This window comes from Streptomyces sp. CA2R106 (assembly GCF_037034245.1).
Lineage (GTDB): Bacteria > Actinomycetota > Actinomycetes > Streptomycetales > Streptomycetaceae > Actinacidiphila.
Window position 1 is genome coordinate 38,852 of the sequence record NZ_JBAGKC010000010.1, and the last position, 18,989, is coordinate 57,840.

General features: G+C 73.2%; 17 protein-coding genes and 1 riboswitch. Of the genes, 9 read left to right on the plus strand and 8 right to left on the minus strand.

Going from position 1 to position 18,989, the window contains the following annotated elements:
- Positions 1 to 38: 38 nt before the first annotated feature.
- A complete protein-coding gene (locus WA788_RS16915; RefSeq protein ID WP_335978150.1) occupies positions 39 to 446 on the minus strand; it encodes a cobalamin B12-binding domain-containing protein in 408 nt (135 codons plus the stop codon).
- Positions 447 to 775: 329 nt separating this feature from the next.
- Between WA788_RS16915 and WA788_RS16920 the strand changes: the two genes are divergently transcribed.
- Both WA788_RS16920 and WA788_RS16925 read left to right on the plus strand, forming a co-directional pair.
- Entirely contained in the window at positions 776 to 1,642 is an 867-nt protein-coding gene (locus WA788_RS16920) for an esterase/lipase family protein (protein ID WP_335978151.1), read from the plus strand.
- 139 nt (positions 1,643 to 1,781) lie between these two features.
- Positions 1,782 to 3,341 (plus strand): M23 family metallopeptidase, encoded by a 1,560-nt coding sequence (locus tag WA788_RS16925; protein ID WP_335978152.1) that lies wholly within the window; start codon positions 1,782 to 1,784, stop codon positions 3,339 to 3,341.
- Positions 3,342 to 3,384: 43 nt separating this feature from the next.
- Here the strand turns inward: WA788_RS16925 and pcrA are convergent, their stop codons facing one another.
- Positions 3,385 to 5,880, minus strand: coding sequence for a DNA helicase PcrA (gene pcrA / locus WA788_RS16930; RefSeq protein ID WP_335978153.1), 2,496 nt, complete (start codon positions 5,878 to 5,880; stop codon positions 3,385 to 3,387).
- 323 nt (positions 5,881 to 6,203) lie between these two features.
- On the opposite strand from pcrA, the gene WA788_RS16935 reads away from it, so the two are divergent.
- Positions 6,204 to 7,316 (plus strand): C40 family peptidase, encoded by a 1,113-nt coding sequence (locus tag WA788_RS16935; protein ID WP_335978154.1) that lies wholly within the window; start codon positions 6,204 to 6,206, stop codon positions 7,314 to 7,316.
- 188 nt (positions 7,317 to 7,504) lie between these two features.
- Positions 7,505 to 7,658, plus strand: a riboswitch (cyclic di-AMP (ydaO/yuaA leader).
- Between the two features lie 7 nt (positions 7,659 to 7,665).
- Positions 7,666 to 8,748, plus strand: coding sequence for a C40 family peptidase (locus WA788_RS16940; RefSeq protein WP_335978155.1), 1,083 nt, complete (start codon positions 7,666 to 7,668; stop codon positions 8,746 to 8,748).
- A gap of 39 nt (positions 8,749 to 8,787) precedes the next feature.
- Here WA788_RS16940 and WA788_RS16945 read toward each other — a convergent pair whose 3' ends face one another.
- Positions 8,788 to 9,147 carry a hypothetical protein gene (locus WA788_RS16945; protein WP_335978156.1) on the minus strand — a complete coding sequence of 120 codons (360 nt, stop codon included), beginning with the start codon at positions 9,145 to 9,147 and terminating at the stop codon, positions 8,788 to 8,790.
- Positions 9,148 to 9,493: 346 nt separating this feature from the next.
- Complete coding sequence (locus WA788_RS16950; protein WP_335978157.1) at positions 9,494 to 10,420, minus strand: transglutaminase-like domain-containing protein; 927 nt, start codon at positions 10,418 to 10,420, stop codon at positions 9,494 to 9,496.
- A 138-nt stretch (positions 10,421 to 10,558) separates the two neighbouring features.
- Here WA788_RS16950 and WA788_RS16955 point away from each other — a divergent pair, with 138 nt between their 5' ends.
- Together WA788_RS16955 and WA788_RS16960 are read left to right on the plus strand one after the other, a co-directional pair.
- Positions 10,559 to 11,737, plus strand: coding sequence for a MerR family transcriptional regulator (locus WA788_RS16955; RefSeq protein ID WP_335978158.1), 1,179 nt, complete (start codon positions 10,559 to 10,561; stop codon positions 11,735 to 11,737).
- Positions 11,738 to 11,861: 124 nt separating this feature from the next.
- Positions 11,862 to 12,182: a hypothetical protein gene (locus tag WA788_RS16960; protein WP_335978159.1), complete on the plus strand. Its 321-nt coding sequence runs from the start codon at positions 11,862 to 11,864 to the stop codon at positions 12,180 to 12,182.
- 22 nt (positions 12,183 to 12,204) lie between these two features.
- Here the strand turns inward: WA788_RS16960 and WA788_RS16965 are convergent, their stop codons facing one another.
- Both WA788_RS16965 and WA788_RS16970 read right to left on the minus strand, forming a co-directional pair.
- Positions 12,205 to 12,888: a response regulator transcription factor gene (locus WA788_RS16965; RefSeq protein ID WP_335978160.1), complete on the minus strand. Its 684-nt coding sequence runs from the start codon at positions 12,886 to 12,888 to the stop codon at positions 12,205 to 12,207.
- Positions 12,885 to 14,186, minus strand: coding sequence for an ATP-binding protein (locus tag WA788_RS16970; protein WP_335978161.1), 1,302 nt, complete (start codon positions 14,184 to 14,186; stop codon positions 12,885 to 12,887). The genes WA788_RS16965 and WA788_RS16970 overlap by 4 nt, the downstream gene beginning before the upstream one ends.
- Positions 14,187 to 14,342: 156 nt before the next feature.
- Here WA788_RS16970 and WA788_RS16975 point away from each other — a divergent pair, with 156 nt between their 5' ends.
- Positions 14,343 to 15,692 (plus strand): PspC domain-containing protein, encoded by a 1,350-nt coding sequence (locus WA788_RS16975; RefSeq protein ID WP_335978162.1) that lies wholly within the window; start codon positions 14,343 to 14,345, stop codon positions 15,690 to 15,692.
- Positions 15,689 to 15,916 (plus strand): hypothetical protein, encoded by a 228-nt coding sequence (locus tag WA788_RS16980; protein WP_335978163.1) that lies wholly within the window; start codon positions 15,689 to 15,691, stop codon positions 15,914 to 15,916. Before WA788_RS16975 ends, WA788_RS16980 begins: the two co-directional genes overlap by 4 nt.
- On the opposite strand, the gene WA788_RS16985 is transcribed toward WA788_RS16980, so the two are convergent.
- Both WA788_RS16985 and guaA read right to left on the minus strand, forming a co-directional pair.
- Positions 15,858 to 16,415 carry a DoxX family membrane protein gene (locus tag WA788_RS16985; RefSeq protein WP_335978164.1) on the minus strand — a complete coding sequence of 186 codons (558 nt, stop codon included), beginning with the start codon at positions 16,413 to 16,415 and terminating at the stop codon, positions 15,858 to 15,860. The genes WA788_RS16980 and WA788_RS16985 overlap by 59 nt on opposite strands.
- Before the next feature lie 199 nt (positions 16,416 to 16,614).
- On the minus strand, positions 16,615 to 18,231 hold the full coding sequence (gene guaA / locus WA788_RS16990) for a glutamine-hydrolyzing GMP synthase (protein ID WP_435125048.1): 1,617 nt from the start codon (positions 18,229 to 18,231) through the stop codon (positions 16,615 to 16,617).
- A 357-nt stretch (positions 18,232 to 18,588) separates the two neighbouring features.
- Between guaA and WA788_RS16995 the strand changes: the two genes are divergently transcribed.
- Positions 18,589 to 18,855 (plus strand): chorismate mutase, encoded by a 267-nt coding sequence (locus WA788_RS16995; protein ID WP_335978165.1) that lies wholly within the window; start codon positions 18,589 to 18,591, stop codon positions 18,853 to 18,855.
- The last annotated feature ends 134 nt before the right edge of the window (positions 18,856 to 18,989 follow it).

The window sequence follows — 18,989 nt, forward strand, 5'->3', positions numbered from 1 at the left end:
CCGGCGCGCCCGGCGCTACCGGCGTGCCCGGCCCCAGGTCAGGCGGGTTGGCCGATGTTGGCGCGGACCCAGTCGACGACCTCGCCCGTGGAGGTGCCGGGGGTGAAGATCGCGGCCACGCCGAGTTCGGTGAGCGGCGGGATGTCGGCGTCGGGGATGATGCCGCCGCCGAAGACCTTGATGTCGGCCGCGTCGCGCTCGCGCAGCAGCTCGACCACCTTGGCGAAGAGCGTCATGTGGGCGCCGGAGAGGATGGAGAGCCCGATCGCGTCGGCGTCCTCCTGGATCGCGGTGTCCACCACCTGCTCGGGCGTCTGGTGCAGCCCGGTGTAGATGACCTCCATGCCCGCGTCGCGCAGGGCACGCGCGATCACCTTGGCGCCGCGGTCATGCCCGTCGAGCCCGGGCTTGGCGACCACCACGCGGATCTGTCCGGACACTCCCATTCGCTGCCTCCCTCACCATGGGACGCGGGCCGTACCGCGTAAACGAACGTTAGCGCCCGCGCGCCGCGCCCGACAGTTTTACGGGAGGCGGCGAGGGGGAAATCACACAGTGGGACACATTCACGACCAGGGCCGGGGCTGCCCGCGGTGGCCGGCGAGGGACACGCCGGAAGCCGGGGGGACGCCCGGCTCGTCCTTCGAGAGCCGCAGCCAGGGTGTCGTGCCGCCGCGTGTCGAGCCGCAGGGCGCGGCGGCACGGCGCCCGCTCCGGCTCCCGCTGAGGGCACCCGGTTCGACGACGACCCGGGCGCCGCGACGGGAGGTGGGCCATGGCCGCCCAGTCCTCGGAAAGCGAGCCGGACCCGGGGCCGACACCCCGCGACACCCCGGACGACGGCCGGCGGGACCGTATCCCCGGCCACGCGCTGTGGGGACGGCACGGCGCCGAGCTGGCCAAGGTCGCCGCCATCGACCTCGCCCTGTTCGCCGGGCACCTGCTGCTCTATCCCACCGGGATGCTCCCCGAGCGCGCCGCGCAGGGCGCCCCGCCCGCGGAGCGCGAGGGGCACGGGCAGCCCCCGGTCCTGCTGCTGCACGGCTTCGTGGACAACCGCTCGGCCTTCGCCCTGCTGCGCCGCTCGCTGCTGCGGCACGGCTGGACCCGGGTCCAGGCGCTCAACTACTCCCCGCTGACCGGCGACATCCGCACCGCGGCCGCGATGCTCGGCCCGCACATCGAGCGGGTCTGCGCGGAGTCCGGGCACGAGCGGGTGGACATCGTGGGCCACAGCCTGGGCGGCCTGGTCGCCCGCTACTACATCCAGCGGCTGGGCGGCGACGCCCGGGTGCGGACCCTGGTCACCATGGGCACCCCGCACTCCGGCACCCGCGCGGTGCCCGCCCTGGCGCCCCACCCGCTGGCCCGCCAGATGCGGCCCGGCTCGCCCGTGCTGGCCGAGCTGGCGGCCCCCGCGCCGGGCTGCCGGACCCGCTTCGCGGCGTTCTGGAGCGACCTCGACGAGTTCATGATCCCCGTCGAGTCGGCGCGCCTCGAACACCCGGACCTGTCCGTGGACAACATCCAGGTCCGCGGGATCGGCCATCTGGCCCTGCCGGTGCACGGCTCGGTGGCCGCGGAGGTCAGGCGGGCCCTGTCCGGACCGGGCCCGCTGCCCGCCGCCATCGACGCCGCATAACGGACACATAACGGTCGAATACCAACCGAACACCGGGCAAGGCGGGCGCCAGGTCGGGCCGGAAGATTGTCCGCGGCCGGTGCGGAGGGCTACAGTCGCCGCTAATTCTCCTGCTGCCTAGGCGAAAGAGAAGCTGGCGGTGAACCCACGTCCTCCGTCGGAGTACGACTCCGGCCACGACGCCCACGCGTACGACGCCTACTCCTCGGGTTCCTACCCGACTGTCGGCACCACATACGCGGATGACACGACCGGCAGCTACAGCTACGCCCCCATCCCGCAGCAGGCCGCGCCGTACGACCAGCAGTACGCCTACGGCTACGACCCGGACGCGGCGCAGCAGGCCCCCTCCGGCGGCTACGACCCGTACGCGTACGGCCACCGCAGCCACAACGGCCACAACGGCCACAACGGCTACGAACCGAACGGGTACGACACCGGGACCTACGCCGTCGGCGGCTACGACACCGGCGCCCACCCGGTCTACGACCCATACGCCGCCCCGGCCACCGGCACCGCCTACTACGACACGGGCAGCTACGACACCACCGCCTGGCAGACCGCCCAGCAGCCGGCCTACCCGCAGCAGCAGGAGTGGGACTCCGGGGCCTACCCGGTCCACGACGGCTTCGGCTACGGCTACGACAGCGGCGGCGACACCGGGATCTACGAGCAGGTGACCGCGCCCTTCGCGGCTCCCGAGGCGTACGAGGCGTACGAGGCGCCCGCCGGCCCCACCGCCGGCGGCTACGGCACCGGCTTCGACGCGCCTGCCGCCGCGCCCGGTTCGGCCGCCGCCACCGCGGCCGTGGGCGCGACCACCACCATGACGGCTACCCGCGGCACCCCGACGGTCAGCAGCGCTGCCCCGGTCCCCGACGACACCGAGCTGCTCGGCGCGGACCTCGCGTTCGACCTGCCCGCCGACGAGGCGCCGGTACGGCACGACTTCACCGCCGACGAGGTGCCCACCGCCCGCAGCCGCCGCCGCAAGCCGGCCCGCCGCTCGGCGCTGCTGACCGTCGGGGTGCCGTCGGTGGCCGTGATGGGCGTCGCGGCGGTCGGCGCGGCGGCGTACGGCGGGGTCGGCGTGGGCCACGACGCGTCGAAGACGACCGCCGACGCGGCCACCGGCAAGGCGCCGACCACCCAGCTGGACCGGCAGTTGAGCGGGGTGAGCCGGGACGCCGACGACTTCGCCACCCGCGCCAGCCGCTCCCAGGAGCGGGTGGACCTCGCGGACCGGCAGGCGGCGGCGAAGAAGGCCGCGGAGGAGGCGGCCGCCCGCAAGGAGGCGCTGCGGCCGAAGTACGTGCTGCCGGTCAAGCAGAAGGGCCTGAGCGCCTACTTCGGGCAGTCCGGCGAGCACTGGATGGCGCTGCACACCGGCATCGACTTCCCGGTGCAGGTCGGCACGCCGGTGATGGCCGTGACCGACGGCACCGTGCGCACCCAGTGGAACAGCTCCTACGGCAACATGGCGATCGTCACCGCGCCGGACGGCACCGAGACCTGGTACTGCCACCTGAGCAGCACGAAGATCCGGTCCGGCAAGGTCAAGGCCGGGACGGTGATCGCCTACTCGGGCAACACCGGCAACACCACCGGGCCGCACCTCCACCTGGAGGTCCGGCCGGGCGGCGGGTCCCCGATCGACCCGCTGCCCTGGCTGCTCTCCCACGGCCTCGACCCGCGGTAGCCGCGCGCCCCCGGCCCCCGGCCTGGTCCGCCGGGGCGACCCGCTACAGCTTCTCGACCGGGGCGTAGCGCAGCAGGAGCTGCTTGGGCCGCTCGTCGCCGAAGTCGATGGTGGCCTTCTCGTCGCCGGGGCGCCCTGTCACGGCGATGACGGTGCCGAGCCCGAACTGGTCGTGGGTGACGCGGTCGCCGACCGACAGGGAGATCACCGGGCGGTCGCCGGCGGAGCGGCGCGTGGCGAAGCCGCCGGTGCCCGAGCGCCCGCGGGCGGTGACGGAGGACGCGGCGGACGCCGCCGCCCTGGAGCCGCTGCCGCCGCCCGAGCCGGCGGACTGGGGCCGCCCGGTGCGCTTCCACTCTATGAGCGCGTCGGGGATCTCCTCCAGGAAGCGGGAGGGCGGGTTGTAGGAGGGCTGCCCCCAGGCGCTGCGCATCATCGACCGGGTGACGTAGAGCCGGTTGCGGGCGCGGGTGATGCCGACGTAGGCCAGCCGCCGCTCCTCCTCCAGCTCCTTGACCTGCCCGAGGGCGCGCATGTGCGGGAAGACCCCGTCCTCCATGCCGGTCAGGAACACCACCGGGAACTCCAGGCCCTTGGCGGTGTGCAGCGTCATCAGGGTGATCACGCCGCCGGTGTCCTCCTCGCCGTCGGGCGAGTCGGGGATCTGGTCGGAGTCGGCGACGAGCGCGACGCGCTCCAGGAACTCGGCGAGCGACCCGCTCTCCTCGCCCTCCCGCTCCTGCTCGAACTCCAGGGCGACGGCGGCGAGCTCCTGGAGGTTCTCCACCCGGGTCTCGTCCTGCGGGTCGGTGGACGCCTGCAACTCGGCGAGGTAGCCGGTGCGTTCCAGCACCGCTTCCAGGACGACGGCCGGGCCCGCGCCGGACTCCACGACGGTGCGCAGCTCGTCCATGAGCGTGTTGAACCGCTTGACCGCGTTGGCCGAGCGCGCGGCCATGCCGTACGCCTCGTCGACGCGCCGCAGCGCCTGCGGGAAGGAGATGCCCTCGCGCCGGCCGAGCGCGTCGATCATCGCCTCGGCGCGCTCGCCGATGCCGCGCTTGGGCACGTTGAGGATGCGGCGCAGCGGCACGGCGTCCTCGGGGTTGGCGAGCACCCGCAGGTAGGCCAGCACGTCGCGGACCTCGCGGCGCTCGTAGAAGCGGACGCCGCCGACGACCTTGTAGGGCAGGCCGACCCGGATGAAGACCTCTTCGAAGACCCGGGACTGGGCGTTGGTGCGGTAGAAGACGGCGACGTCGCCGGGGCGGGCGTCGCCGGCGTCGGTGAGCCGGTCGATCTCCTCGGCGACGTACTGCGCCTCGTCGTGCTCCTGGTCGGCGACGTAGCCGGTGATGACGGGGCCCTCGCCGGACTGCGTCCACAGGTTCTTCGCGCGGCGCCCGGCGTTGCGCTCGATGACGGCGTTGGCCGCGCTGAGGATGTTCTGGGTGGAGCGGTAGTTCTGCTCCAGCAGGATGGTGCGGGCCTGCGGGTAGTCCTCCTCGAACTGGAGGATGTTGCGGATCGTGGCGCCGCGGAAGGCGTAGATCGACTGGTCGGCGTCGCCGACGACGCACAGCTCGGCCATGGGCGTGGCGGGGGCGCCGTCCGCGGGCTCGGCGCCGGTGCCGACGAGTTCGCGGACCAGGGTGTACTGGGCGTGGTTGGTGTCCTGGTACTCGTCGACGAGGACGTGCCGGAAGCGCCGCCGGTAGTGCTCGGCGACGTCGGGGAACGCCTGGAGCAGGTTGACGGTGGTCATGATGATGTCGTCGAAGTCCAGCGCGTTCGCGTCGCGCAGCCGGGCCTGGTACATCGCGTACGCCTCGGCGAGCTTGCGCTCGAACGGATTCTCCGCCCGGGCGGCGAACGTCTCGTGGTCGACCAGTTCGTTCTTCAGGTTGGAGACCTGGGCGCTGAACGACTTCGGCGGGAACTGCTTGGGGTCGAGGTCCAGGTCCCGGCAGACCAGGGCCATCAGCCGGCGCGCGTCGGTGGCGTCGTAGATCGAGAACGACGAGGTGAAGCCGAGGGTCTTGGACTCGCGGCGCAGGATGCGCACGCAGGCGCTGTGGAAGGTCGAGACCCACATCGCGTTTGCGCGCGGCCCGACCAGCTCCTCGACCCGCTCCTTCATCTCGCCCGCGGCCTTGTTGGTGAAGGTGATGGCGAGGATGGAGCCGGGGTGCACGTCGCGGGCGGCGAGCAGGTGGGCGATGCGGTGGGTGAGCACGCGGGTCTTGCCGGAGCCGGCGCCGGCGACGATGAGCAGCGGCCCGCCGTGGTGCTCCACGGCCGCGCGCTGCTGTTCGTTGAGCCCCGCGACGAGCTGCGCGGGGTCGAGCACGGGGCGCGGCGCGCCGTTGCGGTAGTGCGCGTCGTGTGCCGGCGGGTCGTCGTACCGCCCCTGGAACAGGTCGTGCGGGACCTCCTCGCCGCCGGGGCCGTCGTCCGGTGGCGGGGGCTGCTCGCTGTCGGCGGGCCCGTGGGCCGCGTCCAGACCGTCCAGGAAGCTGTCGTCAAAGAGGCTGCTCATCGCCTCCCGAGTCTAGGGCCGACCGCCGACAGCTCAGGCCGGTCCGCGGAAGTCGCCGCGCGGACTCCCCCGGCTCAGCCTCAGCGCGGCCCCGGCTCCGCCCCACCACACCGCAGGCGCACAGCGAATGCAGGCCGTACGCACAGGAAACTCCTTGCCCGGGTAGCCCGCTCGCCACGCTGGGTGACGCCGGCGAGGCTTCGGCAAAAGATTACGAAAAGGTATCGACCCTTATCGGACATCGCCCTTCCCAGCCGTGCCGGGCTTTGGCTAGCGTGCCGCACCAGCCGGAACCGGCAGCGTCCGAGAGGAGTCCGTCCGCCATGGCGACGCACCGTAAGGCCCGTACCGCGCTCCTGAGCACCCCCGGCCCGCGCGCGGCCGTGGGGATCACCACCGCCGCGCTGGCCACCGTCACGCTGCTCAGCGAGAGCGCGAGCGCCACCCCCGCGCCCGCGAAGCCCGCGCAGCCGTCGATCAGCGAGGTCAAGAAGCAGGTCGACGCCCTCAACCAGCAGGCGGAGGCGGCGACCCAGAAGTACGACCAGGCGCAGGAGCAGACCACCTCGCAGAACGCGAAGGTCAACAAGCTGCTCGCGCAGGTCGCCCAGAAGACGCAGAAGCTCAACGACTCGCGGCGCGTGCTGGGCGAGTTCGCGGCGGCGCAGTACCGCAGCGGCGGCGACATGAGCACCAGCCGCTACCTGCTGTCGGACAACCCGCAGGACCTCGCCGCCGAGATCCACCTCACGGACGTGATGGGCAAGCGCGAGCGGGCCGCGGTCGTCTCTTACCAGACCCAGCAGGTCGCTGTCACCCAGCAGCGGGTCGAGGCGGCCAAGAGCCTGGCCACGCTGACGGCCAAGCAGAGCGAGCTGAAGTCCGCCAAGCAGGAGGTGCAGACGAAGCTCGGCGCGGCGCAGAAGCTGCTCAACAGCCTCACCGCGCAGGAGAAGAAGCGGCTGGCGGAGCTCCAGGCGAAGCAGGAGGCCGAGGCGAAGAAGAAGGCGGAGCAGATCGCCGCCCAGGAGAAGGCGAAGCAGGCGCAGGCCGCGAAGGCCGCGGCCACCACGTCCACGTCCACGTCCTCCTCGACGGCCGCCGAGCAGGCCATCGCCTTCGCCCGCAAGCAGCTCGGCAAGCCGTACGTGTGGGGCGCCACCGGCCCGGACTCGTACGACTGCTCGGGGCTGACCCAGGCCGCCTACAAGGCCGCGGGCGTCACGCTGCCGCGCACCACCTACGACCAGGTGAACGTGGGCACCCGGGTCTCGGAGTCCGACCTCCAACCCGGCGACCTGGTCTTCTTCGACGACGACGAGCACGTCGGGCTCTACATCGGCGGCGGCGAGATGATCCACGCCCCGCACACCGGCACCGTGGTGAAGATCGCGCCCATCACCGAGATGACCTTCTATGCGGCCGTCCGCCCGTAATAGGGGCGCGTCGGCCGTCTCGTCCGGGTCGCCACCGCATGACCCGGATGTCCGATCAGCAAGTCCGCAAAACCCAAGGTCACAGAGCGATTTCGGTCACATTGCGATCCAAACTCCCCGAGATCCGCTGAAGTTGACTACGGTAACCCGCTAGGTGGTCCGCCTCCCGTCGGCGAAGGTCCGGCAGCGCATCACCTCCGCCTAATCCGGCCGGCGCCGGAACCGGGGACCCAGAGGCACTTTGGGGTGAATCGGGGCAGACGCGACCCGCGTCCGCACCGTAGGGCGACCTTCCCCGCCCGAACCCGTCAGCTAACCCGGTCGGCGGTCCACGGAAGGAGTCGCCTCCTTGGCGTCGCACCGCAAGCCGCGTACCCCGCTCCTCGCGTCGACCGGCACCCGGGCCGCCGTCGGTCTCACCACCGCGGCCATCGCATCGGTCACCCTCCTGAGCGAGACGGCGAGCGCGGCCCCCGCGAAGCCCTCGCAGCCGTCGATCAGCCAGGTCAAGAAGCAGGTCGACACGCTCAACCAGCAGGCCGAGGTCGCCACGCAGAAGTACGACCAGGCCAAGGAGCAGACGGCGACCCAGCGCGCCAAGACCAACCAACTGCTGGCCCAGGTCGCCGACAAGACCGAGCAGATGAACGAGTCCCGGCGCGTGCTGGGGCAGTTCGCCGCCGAGCAGTACCGCACCGGCGGCTTCGGTGCCACCACGCAGCTGCTCTTCTCCGACGACCCGGAGAGCTTCCTGTCGCAGAACCACCTGCTGGACCGGCTGACCGCCACGCAGGAGCAGGCGCTCCAGAAGTTCAAGATCCAGCAGGAGCAGGCGTCGGTCCAGCGCGCCCAGGCCACCGCGAGCCTGAAGAAGCTGACGTCCTCGCAGACCACGCTCGCCACGCAGAAGAAGAGCGTGCAGACGAAGCTGGCCGCCGCGCAGAAGCTGCTCAACAGCCTCACCGCGGAGCAGAAGAAGAAGCTCGCCGCGCTCCAGCAGCCGAAGACGACGACTTCCTCCTCGTCGACCTCGTCGTCGTCCTCGTCCTCCAGCACCACCCCCACGTACACCGGCACCGCGACCGGCCGCGCCGCCACCGCGATCCAGTTCGCGCTGGCGCAGCAGGGCAAGCCGTACGTCTACGGAGCCACCGGCCCCGGTTCGTACGACTGCTCGGGCCTGACCCAGGCCGCCTACAAGGCCGCCGGGATCAGCCTCGGGCGCACCACCTGGGACCAGGCCAAGCAGGGCACCGCGGTCTCCGAGGCCGATCTGCGCCCGGGCGACCTGGTGTTCTTCTACTCCGGCCTCAGCCACGTCGGGATCTACATCGGCAACGGCAACATCGTGCACGCCCCGCACACGGGCGCCACGGTCGAGGTCGCCCCGCTGAGCTGGATGCCGTTCGCCACGGCCCGCCGCATCGTCTGACGCGCCCGGAGCCCGTTCACCCCGTCTTCGTCGCGGTGCTCAGGTCCAGAGCACCGCGATGAAGATGTTGACGACGGTCAGGCCGCCGACCGCGCCGAACAGGGCCGTCTCCACCTTCTCGTCGTCGCGCTTGACGTAGACCAGCGCGAGGATCACCAGCAGCACGGCCAGCTTGACGCCGATCTTGACGTTGCTGATGTGCCGGTCGTCGGCGTGCGCCAGACCGACCAGGGCGACGCCGGTCACCAGCATCGTGCACGCGCCGTAGAGCATGCCGGGCACGAAGCGCGGCTCGGCGCGGCCGGGGCCCAGCGCCTTGAGTTGGGTGAGGAAGCCGCCCAGCAGCGCCGCGATGCCGATGATGTGCAGCCCGACGAAGACATTGATGAGGGTGTCCATGCGCCGGACCCTACGGCGCGCATAGCAGCCGGCGGCGGGCGGGGTGCCCGATGGCGGGGTTCGGTCGCCGGGCGCCGGGATGCGGGCAGCGCGCCCGTCGCAACCGTGCCGCATCCGGTCGGCCGCGACGAATTGCGGGCAGTCCCGGACAGCGGGGCGGGGCGGGGCCGGGTGAAGGCTTAGCGTCGTCGGCAGGTGGTCGGTTCCCATCGCCGTCGGTCCGCCCGCGGCGCGGCCACCTCCGCCGAGCCCGGCGGCGCCGCGTCCCCCCGTGCGCGGTGCTGCCGGGCCTCCTCGACGAAGGAGCGGCGGCGCCCGGCCCGGCCGACGCAGGGGGTGGTCCGGCTCAGCGCAGGGTGACCCGGCTGGGGCCGTTGAAGGGGGCCAGGGACAGCACGGTCGCCGGGGTACGCAGGCCGTCGTGGTCGGCGAAGAGCGCGCGGACCTCGGCGAAGGACACCTCGCCGCTGGTGACGCGGGCCGCGATGTCGTACAGGTCGCGGAGCCCGGCGGGCAGTCCGGTGCCGGCGGCGCACTCCGGGTCGGCCTCGGAGCCGGGGCCCCACACGTCCCACAGCAGGGTCTCCACCTTGTTGAGGGCGGCCAGGTCGAGCCGGATGTCGCCCGCCACGAACCGCTCCCCCACCATCGGCCCCTGCGGCAGGGGGAGCCCGAAGGACAGCGGGTCCACGGTCCCGGCGCGGATCTGCCGCCACGCCTCGCCCGCGACGAGGAAGCGGTCCCGCGGCACGTCGGTCGCCTCGAACGGCATCGGGTACCACGCGGGGTCGGCGATCTGCGCGTCGGCCAGCAGCCAGCCGCGCTCGTCGTCCCAGTACTCGGTGACGACGTGGTCGAAGTGGAAGCCGTCGGTGCCGAAGTAGTCGGCGAACCCGGAGCGCAGCCGCGCCGGGATGCCGACGTGGCGCAGCAGCGACACGTGCAGCAGCGTGAAGTCCCGGCAGATCCCCACGAACCGGTCGGCCAGGTCGCGCCCCTTGCGCAGCGGCGCCCCGTCCCGGCTGACCACCAGCCGCAGGATGTCGTCCACGTAGCGGGTCTCCGCGTCGTCCCGCATCCGGTCCTCGGCGATCGGCACCCCGAACTGCCCGCCCTCCACGCGGTGGACCATCACCTCCCGCACCACCCGGGCGAGTTCGCCGACGTCCCGGGGCAGGTCGGCGTACCAGCCGACGAGTTCGCCCGGGTCGGAGAAGACGCTCTGCGCGGTGTAGAAGGCGGCTTCCGCCGGCGCGATCCGGTGTGCGGTCATGACGAAGCCCCCTGCTTGACCTTGCCCTTGGGACAGCCCCCATTGTGGTCGCACCGGCCCCACCGGGCCACCCCCGCCGACCCGCGACCCTGTCCCCGGCCCGGTCCCGCCCCGCGCGGTGACTGGAAGGAGAACCGTATGACCACGAGCGGAGCGCCGCTGCTGACCATCGGGGCGTTCGCCGCGGCGGCCCGGCTGTCGGCGAAGGCCCTGCGGCTGTACGACGACCTCGGGCTGCTCACCCCGGCCCGGGTGGACCCCGCCACCGGATACCGGTTCTACGCGCCCGAGCAGCTCGAACGGGCCCGGCTGGTGGCGTGGTTGCGGCGGATCGGCATGCCGCTGGCCCGCATCCGGCGGGTCTGCGCGTGCGCCACGAACGCGGCGGCCGCGCAGGAGGTGCGCGGGTACTGGGCGCAGGTGGAGGCGGAGACGGCCGCGCGGCGCGACCTCACCGCGTTCGTGCTCGCGCACCTGAACCGCGCACCCGGGGGGCCGGGGAGCACCGCAGGTCCCACCACGTCAGGAGAGGAACCACCCATGTCCCACGGCACACTCACCCTCCGCTACGCCGCCCGCTCGGACGCGGGCCTGGTCCGGCCGGGAAACCAGGACGCGGTCCACGCCGGCGACCGGCTGCTCGCGGTCGCCGACGGCTTCGGGCCGGCCGGCGCCCCGGCCAGCGCCGCCGCGATCGAGGCGCTCACCGGCCTCGAGACGGCCGGGGCGCTCCCGCCGGGCAACCTGCTCAACGTCCTCCAGGACGCGGTGGAGGCCGCGGCCCGCGCGGTCGACGCCAGCACCGGGGGCGGCACCAGCACCAGCACCGGCCCGCGCGAGGAGGGCGCGATCCCCGACGGCACCACCCTGACCGCCATGCTGTGGACCGGCACCCACCTCGCCCTGGTGCACATCGGCGACAGCCGGGCGTACCTGCTGCGCGACGGCGAGCTGTTCCTGATCACCCACGACCACACGCTCGTGCAGTCCATGGTCGACGACGGCCGCCTCACCGAGGCCGAGGCCGCCTCCCACCCCGACCGCGCCCTGCTGCTGCGCGCCCTGCTGTCCGGCAGCCCGGCGCCCTCCGCCGACCTGAAGCTGCACGAGCCGCAACCCGGCGACCGCTACCTGCTGTGCTCCGACGGGCTGCCCGCGGCCGCCTCCGCGGAGGAGATCCGCCGGGTGCTCACCGCCGAGGCCGCACCCGATGCCGCCACGGCCGCACTGATCGCGCTGGCCAACGCCGCGGGCGGCCCGGACAACGTCAGCTGCGTGGTCGCCGACGTGGTCTCCGCCGCGGCCACCCCGGCATAACGGGACCGACCGCCGCATCGGGCGCCCGGAAAAGGTCACGGTTCGGGCATTCAGGCCGGCGCCGCGGCCCACCGGCGTAGTGTCTACGTTCGCCCGATGAGCCGACCCGACGGGAGAACCACCGATGCAAGCCCTGGAGGCGAGTTGGGGCGACTGGATGGCGGCCTTCCGGCAGCGCTACGACCGGCTGCCCGCGGCGGCCCCCGACATGCCCTGCCCCAACTGCGCCGCGCCCGAGCTGAACCTGACCTTCTGCGGCCTGCCGGCCGACCGCGTCGGCTACGCGTCCTTCTGGTGCGGGCGCTGCCTGACCGGTGTCCACCTCAGCCGCTGCGCGGTGCCCGACGACGTCCCCATGGACTCCCTGCACACCCCCGTGGAACAGCGCACCGCCCCCACCCCCGACTACACCCTGGTCTGGCCCGCCGACGAGGAGGACGGCTGACGGTGCGGCGCCCGGCGGCGGATCACACCAGCCGCCGCGCGGTCGCCCACCGCGTCAGCTCGTGCCGGTTGGACAGCTGCAGCTTCCGCAGCACCGCGGAGACGTGCGACTCCACCGTCTTCACCGAGATGAACAGCTGCTTCGCGATCTCCTTGTAGGCGTAGCCGCGCGCGATCAGCCGCAGCACCTCCCGCTCGCGCTGGGTGAGCCGGTCGAGGTCCTCGTCCACCGGCGGCGCGTCGGTGGACGCGAACGCGTCGAGCACGAAGCCGGCCAGCCGCGGCGAGAACACCGCGTCGCCGTCGCGCACCCGGAAGATCGAGTCGACCAGGTCAGGCCCGGTGATGGTCTTGGTGACATAGCCGCGCGCACCGCCGCGGATGACCCCGATCACGTCCTCGGCCGCGTCGGACACCGACAGCGCCAGGAACCGCACCGGCCGCTCCGGGTCGGCGCTGAGCGCCGCGCACCGCCGCAGCACCTCCACCCCGCCGCCGCCGGGCAGGTGGACGTCGAGCAGCACCACCTCGGGCCGGGTCGCGGTCACCACGCTGACCGCCTGGTCCACGTCGGCGGCCTCGCCGACCACCTCGACCCCGGTCTCCGCGGTGACCCCGATCTCCGCCTGGACCCCGGTGCGGAACATGCGGTGGTCGTCGACGAGCACCACCCGGACCCGTCGCTCGTCTCCCGTGGGCGTAGTCATGCCGCCGCCACCCTCTCCATCTCCAGTTCGACTTCCGTGCCGCCGCCGGGCGCCGCCCGCAGCCGGGCCTCACCGCCGTTGCGCCGCATCCGTCCGATGATCGATTCTCTTACGCCCATGCGGTCGCCGGGAACCTGGTCGAGGTCGAAACCGGGGCCGTGGTCGCGCACCGAGACGAACACCTTCGCCTCCTCGACCTCCGCGTAGACCTGGACCGCGCCGCCGCCACCGTACTTCGCACCGTTGACCATGGCCTCGCGCGCGGCCTGCATCTGCGCCACCAGCCGCTCGTCCAGCGGGCTGTCGCCGACGCACACCACCTCCACCGGCACGCCGTGCGCGTCCTCCACCTCCGCGGCGGCGGCCCGTACGGCCTCGGCCAGCGTGGTCGGCTCGTCGTCGCGGCCGGTGCCCTCCGGGCGGTACAGCCACGCGCGCAGCTCCCGCTCCTGCGCCCGGGCCAGCCGGGCCACCTCGCGCGGCTCGTCCGCGTGCCGCTGGATCAGCGTGAGCGTGTGCAGCACCGAGTCGTGCACATGGGCGGCGACCTCGGCCCGCTCCTGGGCGCGGATGCGCATCAGCCGCTCCGCGGACAGGTCCTGCGTCATCCGCACCAGGTACGGGCCGGCGATCAGCGCCACCCCGACCAGCACGGCGAGCGCGGCCTGGAGGATGCCGCCGAGGTGCCCGCCCGAGCCGCGCACCACGATGAAGCCGGTCACCCCGGCGATCACCAGCACGATGCCGCCCGCGGCGCGCACCAGCGGCCAGAACCGCTTGCCGTGGCTCATCTCGACCCAGTGCGCCTTGCGGGCGTTGTCGGCCTGCCGCCACACCAGCGCCACGCCGACACCGATCACCAGCAGCGGCCACACCGCGCGGTTGGCCGCGCCGAGGTTGAGGTTGCCCACGAGGATGCCGGTGCCGATCGCCAGCGCGATCAGCGCCAGCACCTGGCCCTTGTCGGGCCGCTTGCCCGCGAGCCAGGAGCGCGCGTCGCGCGGCTCCTTCGCCTCGGCGACCCCGCCGACGCCGAGCGGCACGAAGAACCAGAACACCGCGTAGAGCAGGATGCCGATGCCGTTGAAGACGGCGAGCAGCACGAACAGGGCCCGCAGCCACAGCACCGGCAGCCCGAGGTGGCCGGCCAGCCCGCGCGCCACGCCGCCGACCATCCGGCCCTCGGAGCTGCGGTAGAGCTTGCGCACCCCGCCGGCGCCGGGTTCCGGGGGCGCGAGGAAGGACGCGCCGGAGACGCCGCCGGGCGCTGCGGGCGGCGGCGGGGGGCTGGCTGACATACCCCGATCGTCACACAGGCACGCCCCGCGGGGCATCAGGGTGAACCCCCGTTGATGCGGGAACGGGACCCCCAGGGGACGTCCGGGGCGGGATCAGGGTCGGACCAGGGTCGGGGCGGGTGCCGGCGGGGCGCCGGACGGGCGACCATGGTGTCCATGACCGACCAGCCCGCCGACGACGCGGCCACCGCCACCGGCGGCCCGGCCGGCACCGAAGCCACCGGGGCCGACGCCGCTGCCGCCGACGCCGACGCTGCCGCCACCGCCGTCCCGGCTGCTGGCGCCACCGCTGCCGACGGCCGTCCGACCCTGCGGCGCGGCCATGGCGACAACAAGGTGATCGCCGGTGTCTGCCACGGCGCGGGCCGCTACTTCGACGTCGACCCGGTCATCATCCGGATCGTCCTCGCGGTGCTCGCCCTGACCGGCGGCATCGGCCTGATCATCTACGGGCTGGGCTGGCTGGTCGTGCCGCAGGAGGACGAGCAGGAGAGCGAGGCGCACCGGCTGCTGTCCGGCCGGATCGAGGGCGCGCCGCTGGTCGCCGTGCTGATGGCACTGGTCGGCTGCGGGCTGTACGCCTCGCTGCTGGGCAACGCCGCCAACCAGGCGTTCTCGCTGATCCTGCTGGGTTCCACCGTCGCCGCGCTGTACTGGTCGCAGCAGCGGTCCCGGCTGCGGGCGGCCGGTGAGGGCCCGCTCACGGCGGCGGGTTCCGTCGCGGACGCGCCGCCCGCCGCCCAGGCGCCGCCCGGGCCGGGCAGCGCCCCCTCCTGGTGGCGCGACCCGCTGACGAAGGCGCCGCCCTACCTGTGGGGCCCGGACGACGGGCCCTACGAGGGGCCGGACCAGCAGCCGTGGCGGGAGCGGCGCAGGGCGGAGCGCAAGGAGCGGAACTGGCCGTTCGGGCTGGCGGCGTTCCTGCTGGCGGCCACCGCCGCGGTGGTGGGCACCTCGGTGTCGCTGCCGCGGACGTCGGTGGGCAGCAGCCTCGAGATCGGGCTGCTGTCGGCGCTGTTCGTGTTCGGCGCCGCCTATCTCGTGGCGTCCTTCGCGGGCCGGCCGCGCGGGCTGACCGCGTTCTGGACGCTGCTGACCGTGGCCGGGCTGGTCGGCGCGGCCTGGCTGCCGAAGGACCAGCCGGGGTGGGGCACCACCTGGGCGCCGGCGAGTGCGGCCGCGGTCCGGCCCGGGTACGAACGCGGGGTCGGCCACGGCGTGCTGGACCTGACGAACGCCGCCGCGCACGGCCGTACCGTCACCACGCGGCTGAAGGTGCGGGCCGGCGAGGCGCTGGTGCGGCTCCCGAAGGACGCCACCGTGGTGCTCAGCTACCACATCGGCGCCGGTGAGGTGCTGCTGCCCGGAGAGGACCACAGCGGAGTGGACATCAAGACCGGAGCCCATGACACGAAGGTGTACGCGGCCAGGCCGGGTACGGCGTCGGCCGGGACCGTGGAGGTGCGGGTCGACGTCGCCGTCGGGGACGTGCGGGTGGTCCGGTGAGGCGGCACCGCTTCGAGCCGGCGGCCCTGGTGACGGGCCTGGTCCTGGTCACGCTGGCGGTGTTCTTCCTGCTCGACGTGCTCGGCGTGTGGGACCTGTCGGACCCGCGCCTCACGAGTGCGCTCGCGGGGGCGGGTCTCGGCCTGGTCGTCGCGACGTCGGTCGTCACGCAGGGGGTGCGGACCGTACTGGCCCTGCGGCGGCGGCGCTCGCCTCAGCGGTAACCGGACCGGTGCCGCCTTCCGCGCCGCCGCCCGTCCCGGTGCGCCACTTCCTGATCAGCAGGTCGAGCGACAGGTACGGGGTGCCGGCGAGCAGCAGCGGCAGCCAGGCCATCAGGTAGATCAGGTCGTTGCCGTAGTAGTAGGGCGTGGTGGCCCAGCTGACCGTCAGCCACAGGCTCAGCGAGATCAGCGCGCCGCCGAGCGCGGCGACCCGGCCGAGCAGCCCGAAGAGCACACCGAGGCCGACCGCCAGTTCGCCGAGCGCGATCGCGTAGCCGAAACCGTGCGGGGCCTTGAGCGCGAGGTCGACCAGGCCCGGGATCGCCGCGGAGTCCCGCACGCCGTGCAGGGTCTGGAGCAGCGAGCCGTTCGCCGAGTCGGTGAAGAAGGTGTCGCTGGTCAGCTTGTCGAGCCCGGCGTAGGCGAAGGTCACTCCGAGGAAGATCCGCAAGGGCAGCAGCGCGTACCGGCGCGCGGTCTCCCGCCACATCTCCAGCATCTTCTTCCGCCTCTCCCGCCGCAGTTGGTGGGGTGGAAGTCGTCTTCCGTTGCAGCGGCGTCAGGAGGTGATACGTAGACCGGGGCGCCGCGACTCAACAGGCCGCGACTTTTCCCGGACCGGGCTTCGTGATGTCCCGGACCGGGCTCCGTGCCGGGCGGCCCGGCACGGCACGAAAAGCCCGCTCACTGCCGCCCGCTCACTCCCACTCGATGGTGCCCGGCGGCTTGCTGGTGACGTCGAGCACGACCCGGTTGACGTCGGCGACCTCGTTGGTGATCCGGGTGGAGATCCGGGCCAGCACCTCGTACGGCAGCCGGGACCAGTCGGCGGTCATCGCGTCCTCGGAGGAGACCGGGCGCAGCACGATCGGGTGGCCGTAGGTGCGGCCGTCGCCCTGGACGCCGACCGAGCGGACGTCGGCGAGCAGCACCACCGGGCACTGCCAGATGTCGCGGTCCAGACCGGCCGCGGTCAGCTCCTCGCGGGCGATGGCGTCGGCCTCGCGCAGCAGGTCCAGGCGCTCCCGGGTGACCTCGCCGACGATGCGGATGCCCAGGCCCGGGCCGGGGAACGGCTGCCGCTGGACGATCTCCTCGGGCAGGCCGAGCTCCTGCCCGACCATCCGCACCTCGTCCTTGAAGAGCTTGCGCAGCGGCTCGACGAGGGCGAACTCCAGGTCCTCGGGCAGTCCGCCGACGTTGTGGTGCGACTTGATGTTGGCGGTGCCGGTGCCGCCGCCGGACTCCACCACGTCCGGGTAGAGGGTGCCCTGCACCAGGAACTCCACCGGCTGGTCGTCCGGCGCCTCGGCGACGATCTCGGCCTGCGCCTGCTCGAAGACCCGGATGAACTCCCGGCCGATGATCTTGCGCTTCTGCTCCGGGTCGGCGACCCCGGCCAGCGCGTCGAGGAACCGCTGGGAGGCGTCGACGATCTTCAGCCGCACCCCGGTCGCGGCCACGAAGTCCTTCTCGACCTGCTCGGTCTCGCCCTTGCGCATCAGGCCGTGGTCGACGTAGACGCAGGTCAGCCGGTCGCCGATGGCGCGCTGCACCAGGGCCGCGGCGACCGCGGAGTCCACGCCGCCGGACAGCCCGCAGATCGCCCGCCGGTCGCCGACCTGGGCGCGGATCGCGGCGACCTGCTCCTCGACGACATTGGTGGTGGTCCACTCCGGGGTGATGCCGGCGCCGCGGTAGAGGAAGTGCTCCAGGATCTGCTGGCCGTGCGTGGAGTGCATCACCTCGGGGTGGTACTGCACGCCGTACAGCCGCTTCTCGTCGTTCTCGAAGGCGGCGACCGGCACCACGTCAGTGCTGGCGGTGACGGTGAAGCCTGCGGGCGCGGCCGAGCAGGCGTCGCCGTGCGACATCCACACCGACTGCTGGTCCGGGGTGCCCTCGAAGAGGGTGGAGCCGGGCTTGGCGACCTCCAGGGCGGTACGGCCGTACTCCCGGGCGCCGGTGTTGTCGACGGTGCCGCCGAGCACCGTGGCCATCAGCTGGAAGCCGTAGCACATGCCGAAGACCGGGACCCCGGCGTCGAACAGCTCGCGGTCCAGGCGGGGCGCGCCCGGCTCGTAGACCGAGGAGGGGCCGCCGGACAGGATGATCGCCCGCGGCCGCTTGGCCAGCATCTCGGCGACCGGCATCGACGAGGGCACGATCTCGCTGTAGACCCGCGCCTCGCGCACCCGGCGCGCGATGAGCTGGGCGTACTGCGCGCCGAAGTCCACGACCAGGACGGTGTCGGTGGTGGTGTCGGTGGCGGCGGCGCCGTCGGGAGCGGGGTCGGCTGGGGTCGCTGAGGACACGGGCGGCCTTCCGGCGAGAGTACGGGAGAGTGGCACCCAGTCTACCCAGCGCCGGAGCGCTCCCCGGACGGCGCCTGCCGCCCCCTGCCGGGCACCCCGCCGGGCCCGCCGGCCGGACGCGCACGCCGGACCCGCCTTGCGCCGGACCGGGGGCCGTGGTCCATACTGGCGCCATGCTCACGTACACCTTCGCGTTTACCTATGGCACCGGCCGGTCCGGCTGCCATGGTCGCGTCGCGTGAGCTGACAACCAAGCGACCTCCAGGCGCCCCGGGCCACTCGGCCCGGGGCGCCTGTCGCTTCCCCGGACCGCGGCCCGGGTCGTGACGAAGACGCCCACGACCCGAGGAGCAGACCGTGACCGACACCCTTCCCCCCGACGCCGAGCAGACCATCACCGAGGCCCGGCAGCGCATCGACGATCTCGACCTGCGGATCATCGAGCTGGTCCGGCAGCGCGTCGGGGTCTCGCAGGAGGTGCAGGCGGCCCGGATGGGCGCCGGCGGCCGCCGGCTGCACCTGGCCCGCGAGATGGAGGTGCTGCGGGTGTACGGCGACGCGCTCGGCCGCCCCGGCACCGCGCTGGCGATGACCCTGCTGGAACTGGGCCGCGGCAAGGTATGACCATATGACCGCGACCCGCGCCGTTCCCCTTTCGAGGGGGATCACCCGAACGGCACGTGACCGGCCGACGGCCCCTTCGTTGGAGGTGGTGTCCGTGCCAGCCAGGGGCGGTAACCCAACACCACGCGTGGATA

Excerpts from the sequence above, each read along its gene's own strand:
- WA788_RS16915 (WP_335978150.1), bottom strand. The coding sequence starts at position 446 with ATGGGAGTGTCCGGACAGATCCGCGTGGTGGTCGCCAAGCCCGGGCTC.
- WA788_RS16945 (WP_335978156.1), bottom strand. The coding sequence starts at position 9,147 with ATGGACACCCTCATCAATGTCTTCGTCGGGCTGCACATCATCGGCATC.
- WA788_RS16920 (WP_335978151.1), top strand. The coding sequence starts at position 776 with ATGGCCGCCCAGTCCTCGGAAAGCGAGCCGGACCCGGGGCCGACACCC.
- WA788_RS16985 (WP_335978164.1), bottom strand. The coding sequence starts at position 16,415 with ATGCTGGAGATGTGGCGGGAGACCGCGCGCCGGTACGCGCTGCTGCCC.
- WA788_RS16965 (WP_335978160.1), bottom strand. The coding sequence starts at position 12,888 with ATGACTACGCCCACGGGAGACGAGCGACGGGTCCGGGTGGTGCTCGTC.
- WA788_RS16960 (WP_335978159.1), top strand. The coding sequence starts at position 11,862 with ATGCAAGCCCTGGAGGCGAGTTGGGGCGACTGGATGGCGGCCTTCCGG.
- WA788_RS16935 (WP_335978154.1), top strand. The coding sequence starts at position 6,204 with ATGGCGACGCACCGTAAGGCCCGTACCGCGCTCCTGAGCACCCCCGGC.
- WA788_RS16955 (WP_335978158.1), top strand. The coding sequence starts at position 10,559 with ATGACCACGAGCGGAGCGCCGCTGCTGACCATCGGGGCGTTCGCCGCG.
- WA788_RS16975 (WP_335978162.1), top strand. The coding sequence starts at position 14,343 with ATGACCGACCAGCCCGCCGACGACGCGGCCACCGCCACCGGCGGCCCG.
- WA788_RS16970 (WP_335978161.1), bottom strand. The coding sequence starts at position 14,186 with ATGTCAGCCAGCCCCCCGCCGCCGCCCGCAGCGCCCGGCGGCGTCTCC.
- pcrA (WP_335978153.1), bottom strand. The coding sequence starts at position 5,880 with ATGAGCAGCCTCTTTGACGACAGCTTCCTGGACGGTCTGGACGCGGCC.
- WA788_RS16950 (WP_335978157.1), bottom strand. The coding sequence starts at position 10,420 with ATGACCGCACACCGGATCGCGCCGGCGGAAGCCGCCTTCTACACCGCG.